Here is a 15,323-nt window from a genome sequence, read left to right on the forward strand (position 1 = left end):
CTGAACTGGGGCGGGGGAGCGCGAGGGGGCAGCCGCCCGCCTCGCGTGGAATCGAATGCCCCGGAAGCCTTGCCGTGTAAGGCTTCCGGCGCGCGGAGCGCGGACTTTTTCGCCGCGCAGCGGCGCAAAAGCAACGGCATTTTTGAATACTGTCAAAAATGCAAAAGGTTTTTTTTGACAGTCTGAGCGCGCACGGCGGATATCCGCCGTGCGCGTCCCGCCGTTTTTCTTCACTCTGTCAGTGTGAGCCGGATACCTGTCCCCTCCTGCGGCACATAGGTCTCCGCGTACAGCGTCAGTCCGGCCAGCCGCTCCGCCTGGGCCTGCCCGGCCTCATCCAGGGACCAGGTGACGGTGACGCTGCCGTCCCGCCAGTCGGTGTAGCGGTTCTGGTAGATGTCGGGGGCTCCGTCGCCGTAGAACAGCTTCTCGCCCTCATCGTCCAGAAAATAGGTCACATTGCCGCAGTAGCCGGTGCTGCCCACCGGGCCGTCCGGCTCCAGCCGGAGGGTCATCTGCCCCTCCGCCAGGTCGAAGGACGCAAAGGTGTAGGCCCCCTGTCCCTGCCAGGGCAGGTCCTCCAGGCCCACGTCGGCAAACTCGCCCTCCCGCTCCGCCGGGAGAATCTCCAAGGTCTCCGCGTTCTCCAGGCCGTAGAGAATATAGGCCTCCTCCCAGGCCGCGCCGTCCTCCGACGGCGCTGAGGTCAGGATGTCATAGGGGTAGTACCTGCCCGCCTCATCCCGCGCCACGAACCAGCCCAGGCCGCCCCACAGGCCGGGCTCCGCCCGGTACTCCCCGGGCACCGTCACCCGGGCCCGCAGCACCGCGCCCAGCGGGGAGACGGTGACGCTCAGGGACTCCACCCGCCGCTCCCCCAGCGCCGCCGGTGCGGGGAGGGTGTGGGTGCGCCCCTCCATGGGCTGGGCCGTCAGTTGGAAGCTCCACTGCTCCGCCTCCGCCCAGTCCGTGCCGGTCCATCCGTCGCCGCCCCCCCATGCCTCCAGGGAGGGCCCCGCCTTCAGCGTGACGGTCTCCCCCGTCTCCAGCGCCCCGGCCCGAAGCAGGGGCAGACGGGCCATGCCCACCAGGGTGTTGGCGTCCAGCAGATACTGCTGCCCGTCCTGCCCGCCGGGACCAGGCCTCCATGGGTTCGGCCGTCTCAAGGGTGTAGAACACGGTGCAGAAATTCTCGTCCATGGCCGTGTACGCAATGGTCAGGGTGTCCCCGTTGTCCGCCTGGGCGGACAGGCCCGCGCGCCGGGCGTACTCCTCATAGAGGTCCGCCTGGCCCAGGAACTGATACTCCTCCCTGCCCCTCAGAAAGTTCAGCGCGCCGGTGACGTAGGCCAGGGCCGACACCGCCAGCACGGCGCACACCGCCGCAGCCACCAGAGCGGTCCTGCCCGCCCGGCCTGCCCGGGGCGCCCCTGCCGCCCCCGTCATCACGTCCGCCAGCTTCTCCTTCTGCTCCGCCGTCAGGGCCACGGCGTCCATCTCCCTGCGGTATTCCCGTTCAAGCATGCTCCTCATCCTCCTTCAGCATGTCTCGCAGCATTCCTCTGGCCCGGCTCAGCCGGGTGCGGACCGCGCCCTCCCGCAGCCCCAGAATTTTCGCAATCTGCTCCACGGTCAGCTCCTCATAGTAGAAGCGGAACAGGCTCCGTGCGCAGTTCATGGCCACGTGGAGCAGCCAGGCCCGGCAGTGGGCCTCGTCCCGGAATGCGGGCGACGCCCGCACCAGCCGGAGAAAGGTCTCCTGGGTGATGTCCTCAGCGTCCTCCCGGCTGCCGGTGCGGGCGTAGGCCAGCCGGTACACCGCCTGGCCGTGGGCTTCCACCAGCCGCGCCGCCTCCTCCCGCCGCATGTTCACCGTCTCCTTCTTCCGTTCTGCCTATTACACGCGGCATCTCCCCGGATTGTTACAGACAGCGCAAAAATTCCGGGCGCATTGCTGCGCCCGGAATTCTGCAGGCTCACACGAGCCGTTGTCAGGCATACTCGCACAGGGCCGCCAGTCCCATGTGGTCGGCCAGGGTCTGGATTTCCTCCAGCTCCAGCCCGGCACCCTGCATGTACCACGCCATGTGGCCGGAGTAGACGCTGGCGTCGAAGCGCTGCTGTCCGCTGGCCGTGATCCACGTGGTGATGGCCACGGTGACGCCGTCTGCTGTCACATAGTGCACACCGTCGGCCACCTCATACCGGTCTTTCTCCATCTCATACTGATAGAACCAGCTGCACTCCACGTTGAAGGACTTTCCGTCTTCGCCCTCAAATCCGCCGATAAAGGACTCATAGGTCAGTTCGCCGGTCTCCATGTCGCTCTCGGTGTGGTATACGCAGGTACCGGGCCTTGTGTCATAGTGCTCCTCCAGCCAGCTCACGTCCAGACTGGGGCCGTCCCGCAGGCCGTCCAACCCGGACAGCCGTTCCGCACGGTACAGCTCCGCCTGATAGGGCACCTCCCCACTCGTGAACGCCCAAGCACGCATGTCGGTCCAGCCGTCAGCCTCCGTGCCCTGCCGCTCCTCGGTGATGGTACCTCCGGCGTAGTCGTTCCACATCTTCTCATTCTCTTTCGCCAGGGAATCCGGGTCAAAGTCCTGACCGCCGTGGGGAATGTAATAGCCGTTCAGGCCGCCGCTCTTGTCCTCCTCCATGGCCGCCAGCAGCTCCTCCTCGTCCTGGAAAAAGTGGACTCGGGTCTGCCGCAGGGCCGCGCCCACAGCACCTGCCGCCGTGGCCAGAACGCACAGCACCGCAGCGGCGGCCACGATGCGATAGAACCGCCTGCCTCTTCTGGGCGCAGTCTGGGGCAGCTGCTCCAGGGCCGCGTCCATCCGTCTGTCGAAGCCCTCGGGGATGGGACAGTCCTCCCGCCGGGCACGCTCCTTCATCCGCATATCAAACTCGTTCATAGCTCCTCCTTCAGCATCTCCCGCAGGCGGCCTCTGGCCCGGCACAGCCGGGACTTCACCGTCCCCTGGGCCACGCCCAGCACCGAAGCGATCTGGGCCAGCGTCATATCCTCGTAGTAGAACAGGACCACCGCCGTCCGCTGGTCCTCCGGCAGGGCCAGCACCGCGTCCCACAGGCCGTCGTACTGTCTGTCCTCCGCGCTGCCCGCCAGGGGCTCCAGATCGTCGGTATAGGTCACCCTGGCCCCCTTCCGCCGCTGCTCCCGGGCGCAGTTGACCGTGATTTTCAGCAGCCAGCCCTTGAGCGCCTCCTCGCTTTTCAGCCTGCCGAAGGCCTGCCAGGCCCGCAGCAGCGCTTCGGACACCGCGTCCTCGGCGTCGGCGTCGCTGTCCAGGATGGTCCGGGCCGCACGGTACATGGACCGGGTGTGGGCCTGGGCTGCGGCGGCAAACCGCTCTCGCGCCCCGGCGGCGGGCACGGCTTTGATCATCTCCATGGTGTCACCTACTCATGTTTTCATTGTCCGGACACTGATAAGATGCACGGCGGATACAAAAGGTTCCCGGCAGAGCATTGGAAAAAAATGCTCTGCCGGGAACGTGTGCTCACTGTGATGTTTACAGGCTGAGGGTATGGTAGACCTGGCCGGACAGATTCTTCCACAGGAAGGTCTTGCCGTCAAAGGTCATGTAGCCTCTCTCGCTCCCCTCCTTGGGGATGGACACGGAGCCGGGGTTCAGGTACAGGTTCTCCCCCACCGGCTCCCAGGCGGGGATGTGGGTGTGGCCGTGGAGCAGGATGTCGCCGGGCTGAAGAGGCGGCATGGCGTTTTTGTTGTGGTGGTGTCCGTGGGTGGCGAAAATCATCCGCTCCCCCGCCCAGAGAATGGCGTAGTCAGCCAGCACGGGGAATTCCAGCACCATCTGGTCCACCTCGGCCTCGCAGTTGCCCCGGACGCACAGCAGGCGGCTCTTGCGCTCGTTCAGCAGGGCGATGACCTCCTTGGGGGCGTACTCGTCGGGCAGGTCGTTGCGGGGGCCGTGGTACAGCAGGTCTCCCAGCAGCACCAGGCGGTCGGCGCCCTCCCGGTCAAAGGCGGCCAGCAGGTCCCGGCAGTACCGTGCGGAGCCGTGGATATCCGAGGCAATCATCAGGTTCATATCTGTTCTCCTCCTCCGGCGTGTCCGCCGGGTACAGTTTCGTCGTTCAGTGAAAGAACTACCATGTTCCGCAGGGAAAGTCAAGCACAAAAAACAGCGGCCTCCCGGATGGGAGACCGCCGTGATGTTAACCGTAGAAGGAATGTCCGCCGATGGTGACGATATGGCTCTTGTTGTTGGAGGCCCAGCAGGAGATGCCGGCGCCGTTGAACCAGTAGGCACCGGGAGCCTCCATGGCGCCCTCCAGGCAGAGCTTGGCGGCCAGGATGGACTCGCTGTTGGCCACGCAGTCGGTGGCGCCGGGGAACTGGTTGGGCTGGCTGAGGACCTCCGCCACCGTATTGGGGAAGGAGGGGTTGGCCACCCGGTTGAGGATCACATTGCCCACGGCGATCTTGCCCTCCAGAGGCTGGTTGCCGCTCTCGTGGGTGATGACCCGGGCCAGCAGGTCCACGGTGGCGGCGTCGTAGTAGGTGCTGCCCGAGGAGAGCGGGGTGCCGCCGGAGGTGTAGGTCACGGCGCCGTCCCAGCCGATGGAAGCGCCCAGAGCGGTGGCCAGCACGCGGGTGGGCACCAGGGTGTCGCCGGTGTCGTCCACCTTCACGCCGTCGGGGATGTACAGGTACCGGTCGTTGATGACCAGGAAGTTGGTGCCGATGCGGGCGTACATGGTAAAGTCATCCGCCCGGGCCACCAGCTGGTTGTTCTCCCAGGTGATGACCGCGTCGGGCCGGAGGGCCAGGGTGACGCCGTAGAAGGAGGTGTAGGTGGTGTCTCCGTACAGTGTGGCGCAGAAATTGGTCTGCTCCACGCCGTCCACCACCACGGCCGCGGTGGTATTGTCTGCCGCCAGCGCATGACCGCTGAGGCCAATCATCAGTGCAAGTCCGAGTAAGGCGCAGGAAAAACGCTTCTTCATGTGTCCACTCCTCATGCCGTTTCCGTTCGGAAACTTTTTGTTACCATATTGTAACCTATCTGTTTCCAAATTGCAAGAGTTTTCTTTGGCATTTCCTGTCGTCCCTTGGAAAAGTACAGAAAAGTACCCGCACCAGTCAGATGCGGGTACTTTTGCGCTGCGTTTACTGGGCGCTGATGGTGTAGTTGGGCGCCTCCTTGGTGATATACACGTCGTGGGGGTGGCTCTCCCTGAGGCCCGCGGAGGTGATCTGGATGAACTGAGCCTTCTTCTGCAGATCGGCCACGGTGCCGCAGCCGCAGTAGCCCATGCCGGCCCGCAGGCCGCCCATCATCTGATAGATGGTGTCGGAGGTGGAGCCCTTGTAGGGCACGCGGCCCTCCACGCCCTCGGGCACCAGCTTCTTGTTGTTCTGCTGGAAGTAGCGGTCCTTGGAGCCCTTGGCCATGGCGCCCAGGGAGCCCATGCCCCGGTAGACCTTGAACTGGCGGCCCTGGTAGACCTCGGTGTCCCCGGGGGACTCCTCGCAGCCGGCCAGCAGGGAGCCCAGCATGACCACGCTGGCGCCGGCGGCGATGGCCTTGGCGATGTCGCCGGAGTACTTCACGCCGCCGTCGGCGATGATGGGAATGCCGTACTTGTCAGCCACGCAGGCGGCGTCGTACACGGCGGTAATCTGGGGCACGCCGATACCGGCCACCACGCGGGTGGTGCAGATGGAGCCGGGGCCGATACCGATCTTCACGCAGTCGGCGCCAGCCTCGATGAGGGCGCGGGTGCCCTCCGCGGTGGCCACGTTGCCGGCGATGAGCTGCACGTCGGGGTACAGGGCCTTGATGCGCTTGACGCAGTCGATGATGTTGTGGCTGTGGCCGTGGGCGGAGTCCAGGCAGAGCACGTCGGCGCCGGCCTCCACCAGGGCGGCCACCCGGTCCAGCACGTCGCTGGTCACGCCGATGGCGGCGCCCACCAGCAGGCGGCCCTTGGCGTCCCGGGCGGAGTTGGGATACACGGTGGCCTTCTCGATGTCCTTGATGGTGATGAGGCCCTTGAGGCGGAACTCGTCGTCCACCAGGGGGAGCTTCTCAATCTTGTGCTTGCGGAGGATCTCCTTGGCCTCCTCCAGAGTGATGCCCTCCTTGGCGGTGACCAGGTTGTCCTTTGTCATCACGTTGTCGATGAGCTGGGACATGTCCACCTCGAACTTCATGTCCCGGTTGGTGATGATGCCGATGAGCTTTCCGTTGTCGCAGATGGGCACGCCGGAGATACGGTACTTGGCCATCAGCTCGTCGGCCTCGGCCAGAGTGTGGCCGGGGGCCAGCCAGAAGGGGTTGGTGATAACGCCGTTCTCGCTGCGCTTGACCATGTCCACCTGCTCGGCCTGCTGGCCGATGGACATGTTCTTGTGGATGATGCCGATGCCGCCCTCACGGGCAATGGCAATGGCCATGCGGTACTCGGTGACGGTATCCATGGCGGCGCTCATGAGAGGGATATTCAGCTGAATCTTCTTGGTGAGATTGGTGTGCAGGTCGATGTCGGCGGGGAGCACGTCGCTCTCCGCGGGGACCAGCAGCACGTCGTCAAAGGTCAGGCCCTGCTTGGTAAACTTCTGTCGCTCATCGGTATTGACCATATCGCATCTCCTTTATCTTTTCCAGTGAATTTTCACTCGGCGTACGGGATAACGCTGTGCGCGAGGTCCTGCACAGCAAATGGACACCTGTCCCATCCGAATAAATTTTTCCTATTTTACGGCGTATGAACCGTCTTGTCAAGAGGCCGTCCGCCCATTCTTACAGGTTGGCCAAAGTGAGGGCCGCGTCGAAGCGAATTTTGCCCTCTTCGCCCATACCCTGGACCAGATGCCTGCCCTCCGCCTGGCCGGTGAACAGGTCGATGGCCTCGCCGGGGCGGCACTCGGCCAGGTAGCACAGCTGGAGCTGGGACACATACTGCCCGCCGTCCAGCCGCTCCAGGTGGAGGGCGTCGCAGGCGAAGTCGGCGTAGCGGACGTTGTTGACGTGGCCGTTGATGTCGGCGTCGCTGTAATGGAGGGTGCGGTGCTCGGCCAGGGCCAGGCCGCCGGGCATCCGCAGGCCGGTGAGCCGCTTGTCCTTGCACAGCTCGCCGCCGTCGGTGCCCGCGAACTCCTCCGCGCCGCTCAGCCGGAACAGCTTGTGGGTGTCCAGGTCGGCCAGCACCCAGGAGGACACCGCCTCCCCCACGCGCTCGCCCCTGACGAAGAGGTCAAAGTCCCGGTACATGGCCGCCCCGCGGCCGCCCCGGTGCCAGGTGCGCACCGTCACCGGTTCGCTCCAGTGGAGGGGCCGGTCCAGGCGGTACCAGATGCGCGAGAGCATCCAGAACACGTTGTACCGCGCGATCATCTCCTCCCGGGACACATGGAGCTCCACCGCCGCCGAGGTGGCCGCCTCCTGAAGAATCCCCAGCAGGGCCGAGGGGCGGCACTGGTCAAAGGGGTCCACGTCTCTGGAGTCCACGGGATACGTGTTTTCAAAATAAACGCTCAAGACAGTTCTTCCTTTCCCGGTATACCCAGTTCCGGAGCGCGCCCCGGCGGTCCCGCCCGCCTGCGGCAGGGCAGGCTCAGCGGCCATTTCCGTTGTGGATCACAATGGTGTTCTTGCAGCAGATGTCGTCGATGTCCGAGGCGGTGGCGGCGGGGATGCGCATGGCCGCGCCGCAGTCGGCACAGAACAGGTCCACGGAGCTGTAATTGACCTGCATCTTCCACCGTTTGGAGCCGCAGGCGCAGGAGATGCCGCCCCGGGCGGCGATGTCCCTGAGCTCGGAGAGCACCTCGTGCATCACCAGCTCGTCCAGGAAGGCGCCCTTCTCCCCCGCGTCATGCTCCAGCTTGTCCACCGCCTCCTCCAGGCGGCGCACGGCGGCGAACACTGGCCCCTCCTCGCCCACGTAGCAGCAGTCCAGGCCGGACGCGGCGCAGGAAAAGGCCAGCGCCTTCTCGTGGAGAAAGGCCTTGGCGGAGCAGGTGACGGTGTGCTCGGTCCTGCAGAACAGGCAGGGGACGGTCAGCTTCACCCGGTCCCCCATCATCTCCACCCGGAGGGCTGACTTGCCGCAGGGGCAGGGCAGCTCGTTGACCGAGGCGGCCAGCTGAAAGACGCTGCGCTCTACAATCACGCTCTGATGACAGGACGGGCAGATGTAGGCCAGCGTCCGTTTGTTCTCTTGTACCATGAAATCATACCTCACTTTGCCGCTGCGGGCAGATAACAGCATTATACCGCAAACCGCACCGTTTGACCAGCACATCCGCCCACAAAATACGCGCTTATATTTTCTTCCCTTTTTGTTCAAACTAAGCCCACATCTGAAGACAACGAGGTGGAGCGTATGGAAATAAAGCGTCTGGGCGCCCAGACGGTGGCGCTGTCCCGCCCGCCCGCTGTGGCGGGCTATGCCAGCGTGGTGGGCAAAAAGGAGGGGGACGGCCCGCTGGCCGCCTCCTTCGACCACATCGAGCAGGACGACAGCTTTGGGGAAAAGACCTGGGAAAAGTCGGAGAGCGCCATGCAGCGGCTGGCCCTGTCCATGGCGCTGAACAAGGCGGGGCTGGCCGCCAAGGCTCTGGACTATGTCTTTGCCGGCGACCTGCTCAACCAGTGCATTGGCACCGGCTTTGCCCTGCGGGGGCAGGACATCCCCTTCTACGGGCTGTACGGCGCCTGTTCCACCATGGCGGAGAGCCTGTCCCTGGCGGCGCTGATGATAGACGGCGGCTTTGCCTCCCATGCGGCGGCCCTAACCTCCTCCCACTTCTGCTCGGCGGAGCGGCAGTACCGCACGCCGCTGGAGTACGGCGGCCAGCGCACCCCCACCGCCCAGTGGACGGTGACCGGCTCGGGCTGCACCATCCTGGCCGCGGAGGGGGACGGCCCCCGGGTGACCCATGTGACCACAGGCAAAATCGCGGACAAGGGCATCAAGGACGCCAACAACATGGGCGCAGCCATGGCCCCCGCCGCCTACGAGACCATCAAGGCCCACCTCCAGGACACCGGGCGCAGGCCCTCCTGCTACGACCTGATTCTCACCGGCGACCTGGGCCGGCTGGGCCGGGACATTGTGGCGGACCTGTTCCGCCGGGACGGGGTGGAGCTGTCCAACCTGGCCGACTGCGGCATCATGATCTACGACCTGGAGGGCCAGGACGTCCACTGCGGCGGTTCCGGGTGCGGCTGCTCCGCCGTGGTGCTCAACGGGTATCTGATGGACGGCCTGAAGAAGGGCCGCTGGAAGCGGCTCCTCTTCTGCGGCACCGGGGCCCTTCTCTCCCCCACCTCCACCCAGCAGGGGGAGTCCATCCCCGCCATCTGCCACGCGGTGGCCCTGGCGGCCCCGGGCTGCGAGACGGTATAAAGGAGGAATGGCTATGGAAATGTTGTGGGAATACGGCCGGGCCTTTCTGTGCGGCGGCCTGTTCTGCCTCATCGGCCAGCTGCTCGTCGACAAGACCAAGCTGACCCCCGCCCGCATCCTGGTGACCTATGTGGTCTCCGGCGTGGTGCTGGGCGGCCTGGGGCTGTACAAATACGTGGTGGAGTTCGGCGGCGCGGGGGCCACCGTCCCCCTCACCGGCTTCGGCTACCTGCTGGCCAGGGGCGTGGCCAAGGCGGTGGAGGAGCAGGGGGTGCTGGGCGTCCTCACCGGCGGCATCACCGCCGCGGCGGGGGGCATTACCGCCGCCATCTTCTTCAGCTGGCTCGCCGCCCTCATCTTCCGGCCCAAGCCCAAGGAGTAAAAGAGGCTCCCGGACCGCCTGGGCAGTCCGGGAGCCTCCTGTTCTCTGTTTTAGGCCGGTCCCTCCGGCTTCCGTCCGGAGAGAATCAGCATCATGGGGCGGCGCAGCTCGTCCGCCATGCCGGGCACATCCATGAGCCTGGGGTCGGGCCGGGGCTCCACCAGATCCGTGAGGGCAAAGCCCGCCTTCAGCAGGGCCCCCACGTCGCTGGTCAGGGTGCGGTGGTACTTGGTCACGTCGCAGCCCAGGAAATGGGCCGTCCGGACGCCCTCGTCAAAGTAGCGGTCCACAGGCCAGTGGAGGATGCTTCCGTCCCTGTCCCGGTACCACTCCTGGTCCCCCCGGGCGGTAAAGACAGGGTGCTCGCAGGAGAGCACAAAGACCCCGCCCGGCGTCAGCAGGCGGTACACCATCCGGCACACCTGGTCCAGATCCTCCACATAGTGGAGCGCCAGGGAGCTGAGCACCACGTCAAAGGAGGCCTCCGGCAGGTCCAGGTCCTCCAGGTCCTCCATGGCCGCCCTGCGGTAGGTGACGGCGGGATGGGGATTGCGCACTTTGGCCTGGGAGAGCATCTTCTCCGACAGGTCAATGCCCAGCACCTCTGCCGCGCCCTGTTCGGCGGCGTACCGGCAGTGCCAGCCGAAGCCGCACCCCAGGTCCAGCACCCGCCTGCCCCGGAAATCAGGGAGCAGCGCCTTCAGCGCGTGCCACTCCCCGGCGGCGCTCAGTCCCTCCGCCGAGCGGGGAAAGCGGCTGTACTGCGCAAAGAAATGGCTGTCGTCGTATTGATTCTCTTTCATCTGAACTTTCTCCGGTCTCCTGTTTTCTCAGCCCCGGTAGCTCCGGTAGCCCCTCCGGCCGCCGGAGCGGCGGGCGCGGCGGCGGCGTCTGGTCGCCACCCGGCAGACAATGAATACCACCAGCGCCGCCAGCGCCAGCACCACGCCCAGCACGGTCAGGGTGATCCAGTTGGGCTGGCGGAGCAGGGCGATGGGATTGACGCTGTCGTCCCGCACCTTGCGGCCCTCCGGCCCCGCATACCGCTGGGGCACCTGGGGCACGCCGTCCTCGGGCGGGAAGGAGGCCAGATAGGTGGCCACCGCGTACCACTCCTTCAGCTCCGAGCCGTCCTCCAGATGGATGATATGGTCCTCATAGTTGGTGATGGGGTTCCCCCTCTCGTCTTTGGGGGTAATCTTCAGGATGCCGTAGGACAGGTCGGTCACCATGCCCAGCATCTGGCTGGAGTAGAGGTTGGTCACCACCCGGTAGAGCTTGTTGTCGTCGATGGCCTCCGTGCCCCCGTCGGAGCTGAGGATGGCCGGCTCGGTCACCCGGTTGAAGAGCATCCGGTGCATGTTAAAGGTATAGCGCACCCCGGAGCTGTAGAGCTGCACACCCGAAAAGAGCGGCCCCACCGACGGGTCCAGCTCCAGCACGGTCTTCAGCTCCTTGCCGGTGAGCCATGCGTCAATGAGCGGATAGCCCGGCGAACCGTCCGCCCCCGATCCGATGGAGCTGACGTTGAAGGCGTCGGAGACTGTAATATCCCCCCGGGAAAAGCTGGAACGGATCACGCCCGAGTTGACAAAGGCCGCCGTAATGGGGGCGGCGCTGGTGCCCGCCTCCGCCTGCCGGACTGCGTAGGCATAGGCGTCGGCAATCAGGTTGCCCAGGCTGTCCTCCTCCTGCTCCTGGGCGAACTGGGAGATGGGCGTGAAATCAAAGGGGCTGTGCGCCAGCACCTGGTCAAAGGTCATGCCGAACTGGGACAGGTACTCCGTCTCCACCAGCTCCTTGTAGCCGGCCACCTGGGCGGCAATCCGGGGGTCCTCCGCCACGTTTTCATCGATGGGAATCAGCTCGTAGTCCAGGACGGCGTTGTTGCCCTCGGCGTCCTTTTTGATGGTCACCTTGCCCAGGTTGGTGCAGTACTCGCCCGTGCAGCCGATCACGGTGTTGTTCACGATTTTTGGCTCCAGCATGGTGGAGTGGGTGTGGCCGGAGACGATGAAGTCAATGCCGTCCACATTTTTGGCCAGCAGCTCGTCCTCCGACTTTTTGGGGTCCGGGTTGGTACCGCTGTGGGACAGGCAGATGAGAAAGTCGTACGCCTCGTTGGCCTTGATCTCATCCACCACCCGCTGGGCTGCCTGGATCACCGGCTCAAACTCCATGCCGGACATGGGCGCGCAGGCATCCGCGTCCTCTCCCATCACGCCGAACACCGCAAAGCGCACCCCGTCCCGCTCGATTATCACATAGTCGGTGACGCCGCAGCCGGCCATGGCCTCCACCACCTCCGCGCCCGCCTCCGGGTCCTTGGGCGTCACATAGTTGGCCTGGACCAGGGCGGGCAGGAGGTCGCCGCTCTCGGCGGCGGCCCGAAGCATTTTTGCCAGTCCGTCCGCCCGGTACTCGTACTCGTGGTTGCCGAAGGTGGCCGCGTCATACCCCAGGGCGCCCAGGCTGCGCAGCTCGCTGGCCTGGGTGGTGTAGATGGTCTGGAACAGCGTGCCCATGGAGAAATCCCCGCCGTCCACGGTGATGCAGGCGTAGCCCGACGCCTCCGCCTCGTCCCGCTCCTGCTCCAGGGCGGTCATCAGCCGGGCAAAGCCTCCGTACTCCCCGCCCCCCTCCTTCTCGGCGGGCAGAAGGTGGGAGTGCATATCATGGGTAAAGAGGATGGTTGCCACCTTTCCCTCTTCCTCCTGGGCTGACGCGGGCGCCGTCAGGCACCCTGCCGCCAGCACCAGTGTAATCAGCAGAACAAGGATTTGTCTCGCGCGCTTTTTCATGGTCTTCCCTCCCAGTGTCATGCCCCCATTATGCCATAATTCGCATGAAATTGGAAGTCAAATTTGCACGAATCAACCAAACCTTTCTGTCCATCCTGTTACTTTTCTCAATTCACCCCCCTCTTTTTTCCATATTTTTTAATATGGTTTTAAAAATTATATTATGTGATTTTTCTATTGATATTACGCAATAACCGTGTTATACTATACCAGAGAAAGGCGGTCAGGCTGCCTGTACCGGTCCGCGCTCCGCCTTTCACTGTACACGGTTCCCCTGTCCGCAGCATGCGGCGGAGCGCACCTCGTTTTTGGAAAGGCGCAGCAGCGCATGGAGGTTTCTTATGGATGAACTTATGACCTATCCCGAATTTTCCGCGCCCCGGGTCTCCCCTGCCAGGGCCAGCCGCCGCCCCCAGGAAAAGGGCCGCAATCCCTATGACGGCCTGCGCCCCTGGTCCGCCATTACCCACGGCATCGGCGCCGCGCTGGCGGTGCTGGGGACCGTGTTGCTGCTGGTCCGCTCCGTCACCCTTGGGCTGGACGGCTGGCACATCGTCTCCTTCGCCATCTACGGCGCGTCCATGATTGGCCTCTATACCGCCAGCACCCTGTACCACTGCCTGCGCACCGGCGTGCGGGGCCGCATCGCCCTGCGCAAGCTCGACCACGCGTCCATCTATCTTCTGATTGCCGGCAGCTATACGCCCGTCTGTCTCACCGTGCTCCGCACCGTGGGCGCCTGGGGCTGGGCCCTGTTCTCCATCATCTGGGTCCTGGCCCTGGCCGGAATTGTCCTCACCATGGGCTGGATTAACATGCCCCGCCAGCTCACCGCCGCCATCTATATCTCCATGGGCTGGATGGCCGTTGTGGCGGTCTACCCGCTCTACCAGACCGTGGGCTGGGCCGGGCTGTCCTGGCTGCTGGCCGGCGGCGTGCTCTACACCATCGGCGGCGTGTCCTACGCGCTGAAGTGGCCCGGCCGCGACAACCCCCGCTTCGGTTGCCACGAGATCTTCCATGTCTTTATTGTGCTGGGCAGCGTCTGCCACTTCCTGCTGATGTACCGGGTCATCTGCTTCCTCTGAGCCCTGCATCCGCGCCGAAATGCGCCGCGTACTGAACGAAACCGCACCCCATTTGTTAGACGGTATGGTATACCGAATAACAAGTGGGGTGCTTTTCTGTGCCAGGCGTTTTTTTGATTCATCCCGCCGCCGATGGCATTCCCCGCGCCGCTGTGCTATAATGCCTGTAGCAAGCCGGACAAGGCGGAGCGCGCGGGGGCTGGATTGAGGCGCAGCCCATACATCGGACAAAAAGGAGCATCCATATGAAACGAGTCAGAATCACGGTGCTGAAAACCACCCTGGATCAGGAGCTGGCCGCGGAGTACGGCGTGGAGGGGCTGACCGCCTGCCCCATGCTGAAAGCCGGCCAGGTGTTCCACGCCGACTACGCAAAGCCCGACGGGCTGTGCGACGAGGCCTGGAAGGCCATCTATCAGTATGTGTTTGCCCTGGCCCACGGGGCGGAGAAGGAGCTGTTTTATTACGGCGACTGGATCCGCAGGCCCGGCGTGGCCATCTGCAGCTGCACTGACGGCCTGCGGCCGGTGATTTTCAAGCTGGAGGCCACGGATGAGGTCTCCCAAATCGACTACACCCCGGTCCGGTGACCACCGTCCCGGCCTTTGAAGCGTCTTCACAGAAAGGAGCCCCTCATGCAGTACACCCGGGAAGAGCTGGCCGAGGCCAGGCGCCAGATAGGTTCTACGCTCCACAAACTGCGGGAGGCGGTCAGGACGCTGGAGGGCAGGGAGAATCCCGCCCGGTACAAGTCCCAGATCACGCTGGCAAAGCGGCGCATCCAGGCGTTTACCATCGCCGACGACCTGATTGCCCGGGAGCTGGGCGCCGGCGCTGCGCAGGCCATGCAAGCGCATAAGGAGAAGCGAGTATGATTCGAGATATCTGTAAGGACGAGGCCTTTCTGGCCCGGAAGGCGGAGCCTGCCGGACCGGAGGACCTGCCCGTTGCCGCCGACCTGCTGGAGACGCTGGAGCACCACAGGGACGGCTGCGTGGGCATGGCGGCCAACATGATCGGCGTGAACAGGCGCATCATCGCCTTTGACAACGAGGGGACCTATACGGTCATGTTCAACCCGGAGATTGTCAAAAAATCCGGGCCCTACGACGCGGAGGAGGGGTGTCTCTCCCTCTCCGGCACCCGCCCTGCCAGGCGGTGGAGGTCTGTCAAGGTGCGCTGGCAGAACGAGCAGTTCCAGGTGCGGCTGAAGACCTTCACCGGCTGGACGGCCCAGATCATCCAGCATGAGATTGACCACTGCGAGGGCATTATCATATGAAAAAATGTAAAATTACCGTCATGCGCATCACCCGGTACCAGGACCTGATGGCCCGGTATGAAAATCCCCTCCTCCACGCCTGCGGCATGGAGGAGGGCCAGGTCTTTATTGCCAACGGCTGGGAGAAGCCGGAGGGCTTCTGCCAGAGCGCCTGGGATACCCTCTCGCCCTTTGTGCTGGCCCTGAGCCACGGCGGAGAAAACTTCTACGACGGCTGGATGAAAAACCCCAGGTCCGCCATGCTCTCCTGCAACGACGGCTTCCGCCCGGTGAGCTTTCTGGTGGAGACCCTGGACGAGGACGCGGACTGAGGCGGAGCGCCTGGCCGCCGTCTTTGCGCATGCACGCCGGACAACCGG

18 protein-coding genes and 1 pseudogene are annotated in these 15,323 nt (G+C 64.6%); 7 read left to right on the forward strand and 12 right to left on the reverse strand.

The features are described 5' to 3' along the window. Positions 1-230: 230 nt before the first annotated feature. The 10 genes and pseudogenes from QZY67_RS03855 to QZY67_RS03895 form a co-directional block, all read right to left on the reverse strand. Positions 231-1,166 (reverse strand): hypothetical protein, encoded by a 936-nt coding sequence (locus tag QZY67_RS03855; RefSeq protein ID WP_295368651.1) that lies wholly within the window; start codon positions 1,164-1,166, stop codon positions 231-233. 52 nt (positions 1,167-1,218) lie between these two features. Then, a pseudogene (locus QZY67_RS11930) lies at positions 1,219-1,533 on the reverse strand (hypothetical protein); the annotation flags it as partial. Then, a complete protein-coding gene (locus QZY67_RS03860; protein ID WP_295368652.1) occupies positions 1,517-1,867 on the reverse strand; it encodes a sigma-70 family RNA polymerase sigma factor in 351 nt (116 codons plus the stop codon). The pseudogene QZY67_RS11930 and the gene QZY67_RS03860, both read right to left, overlap by 17 nt. 124 nt (positions 1,868-1,991) lie before the next feature. Then, positions 1,992-2,921, reverse strand: coding sequence for a hypothetical protein (locus QZY67_RS03865; RefSeq protein ID WP_295368653.1), 930 nt, complete (start codon positions 2,919-2,921; stop codon positions 1,992-1,994). Then, positions 2,918-3,418 carry a sigma-70 family RNA polymerase sigma factor gene (locus QZY67_RS03870; RefSeq protein ID WP_295368654.1) on the reverse strand — a complete coding sequence of 167 codons (501 nt, stop codon included), beginning with the start codon at positions 3,416-3,418 and terminating at the stop codon, positions 2,918-2,920. Before QZY67_RS03870 ends, QZY67_RS03865 begins: the two co-directional genes overlap by 4 nt. 121 nt (positions 3,419-3,539) lie before the next feature. Beyond that, a complete protein-coding gene (gene yfcE, locus QZY67_RS03875; RefSeq protein ID WP_295368655.1) occupies positions 3,540-4,082 on the reverse strand; it encodes a phosphodiesterase in 543 nt (180 codons plus the stop codon). 127 nt (positions 4,083-4,209) lie between these two features. Further along, positions 4,210-5,001, reverse strand: a complete 792-nt coding sequence (locus QZY67_RS03880; RefSeq protein WP_295368656.1) for a cell wall hydrolase — start codon at positions 4,999-5,001, stop codon at positions 4,210-4,212. Between the two features lie 163 nt (positions 5,002-5,164). Next, a complete protein-coding gene (guaB, locus tag QZY67_RS03885) occupies positions 5,165-6,640 on the reverse strand; it encodes an IMP dehydrogenase (protein ID WP_295368657.1) in 1,476 nt (491 codons plus the stop codon). Positions 6,641-6,800: 160 nt separating this feature from the next. Further along, the gene (locus QZY67_RS03890) at positions 6,801-7,538 is read right to left on the reverse strand and encodes an acyl-ACP thioesterase domain-containing protein (protein WP_295368658.1); all 738 of its coding nucleotides are present in this window, start codon (positions 7,536-7,538) and stop codon (positions 6,801-6,803) included. 76 nt (positions 7,539-7,614) lie between these two features. After that, on the reverse strand, positions 7,615-8,229 hold the full coding sequence (locus QZY67_RS03895; protein WP_294535677.1) for a hypothetical protein: 615 nt from the start codon (positions 8,227-8,229) through the stop codon (positions 7,615-7,617). A 156-nt stretch (positions 8,230-8,385) separates the two neighbouring features. Between QZY67_RS03895 and spoVAD the strand changes: the two genes are divergently transcribed. Together spoVAD and spoVAE are read left to right on the forward strand one after the other, a co-directional pair. Further along, the gene (gene spoVAD, locus QZY67_RS03900) at positions 8,386-9,411 is read left to right on the forward strand and encodes a stage V sporulation protein AD (RefSeq protein WP_295368659.1); all 1,026 of its coding nucleotides are present in this window, start codon (positions 8,386-8,388) and stop codon (positions 9,409-9,411) included. Between the two features lie 13 nt (positions 9,412-9,424). Then, complete coding sequence (gene spoVAE, locus QZY67_RS03905) at positions 9,425-9,793, forward strand: stage V sporulation protein AE (RefSeq protein ID WP_294535671.1); 369 nt, start codon at positions 9,425-9,427, stop codon at positions 9,791-9,793. A gap of 50 nt (positions 9,794-9,843) precedes the next feature. On the opposite strand, the gene QZY67_RS03910 is transcribed toward spoVAE, so the two are convergent. Together QZY67_RS03910 and QZY67_RS03915 are read right to left on the reverse strand one after the other, a co-directional pair. Further along, positions 9,844-10,596 (reverse strand): class I SAM-dependent methyltransferase, encoded by a 753-nt coding sequence (locus QZY67_RS03910; RefSeq protein WP_295368660.1) that lies wholly within the window; start codon positions 10,594-10,596, stop codon positions 9,844-9,846. A 27-nt stretch (positions 10,597-10,623) separates the two neighbouring features. After that, the gene (locus QZY67_RS03915; RefSeq protein WP_295368661.1) at positions 10,624-12,594 is read right to left on the reverse strand and encodes a bifunctional UDP-sugar hydrolase/5'-nucleotidase; all 1,971 of its coding nucleotides are present in this window, start codon (positions 12,592-12,594) and stop codon (positions 10,624-10,626) included. Between the two features lie 341 nt (positions 12,595-12,935). Here QZY67_RS03915 and QZY67_RS03920 point away from each other — a divergent pair, with 341 nt between their 5' ends. The 5 genes from QZY67_RS03920 to QZY67_RS03940 all read left to right on the forward strand — a co-directional run bounded on the left by QZY67_RS03920 (position 12,936) and on the right by QZY67_RS03940 (position 15,275). Then, positions 12,936-13,682, forward strand: a complete 747-nt coding sequence (locus tag QZY67_RS03920; protein WP_295368662.1) for a hemolysin III family protein — start codon at positions 12,936-12,938, stop codon at positions 13,680-13,682. 245 nt (positions 13,683-13,927) lie between these two features. Next, positions 13,928-14,272 (forward strand): TIGR04076 family protein, encoded by a 345-nt coding sequence (locus tag QZY67_RS03925; protein WP_295368663.1) that lies wholly within the window; start codon positions 13,928-13,930, stop codon positions 14,270-14,272. 45 nt (positions 14,273-14,317) lie between these two features. After that, a complete protein-coding gene (locus tag QZY67_RS03930) occupies positions 14,318-14,557 on the forward strand; it encodes a hypothetical protein (protein ID WP_295368664.1) in 240 nt (79 codons plus the stop codon). After that, positions 14,554-14,964: a peptide deformylase gene (locus QZY67_RS03935; protein ID WP_295368665.1), complete on the forward strand. Its 411-nt coding sequence runs from the start codon at positions 14,554-14,556 to the stop codon at positions 14,962-14,964. The genes QZY67_RS03930 and QZY67_RS03935 overlap by 4 nt, the downstream gene beginning before the upstream one ends. Then, positions 14,961-15,275 (forward strand): TIGR04076 family protein, encoded by a 315-nt coding sequence (locus QZY67_RS03940; RefSeq protein ID WP_295368666.1) that lies wholly within the window; start codon positions 14,961-14,963, stop codon positions 15,273-15,275. Before QZY67_RS03935 ends, QZY67_RS03940 begins: the two co-directional genes overlap by 4 nt. Positions 15,276-15,323 lie beyond the last annotated feature (48 nt).

The organism is uncultured Pseudoflavonifractor sp. (genome assembly GCA_904419835.1).
In the GTDB taxonomy this organism is placed as follows: domain Bacteria; phylum Bacillota; class Clostridia; order Oscillospirales; family Oscillospiraceae; genus Pseudoflavonifractor.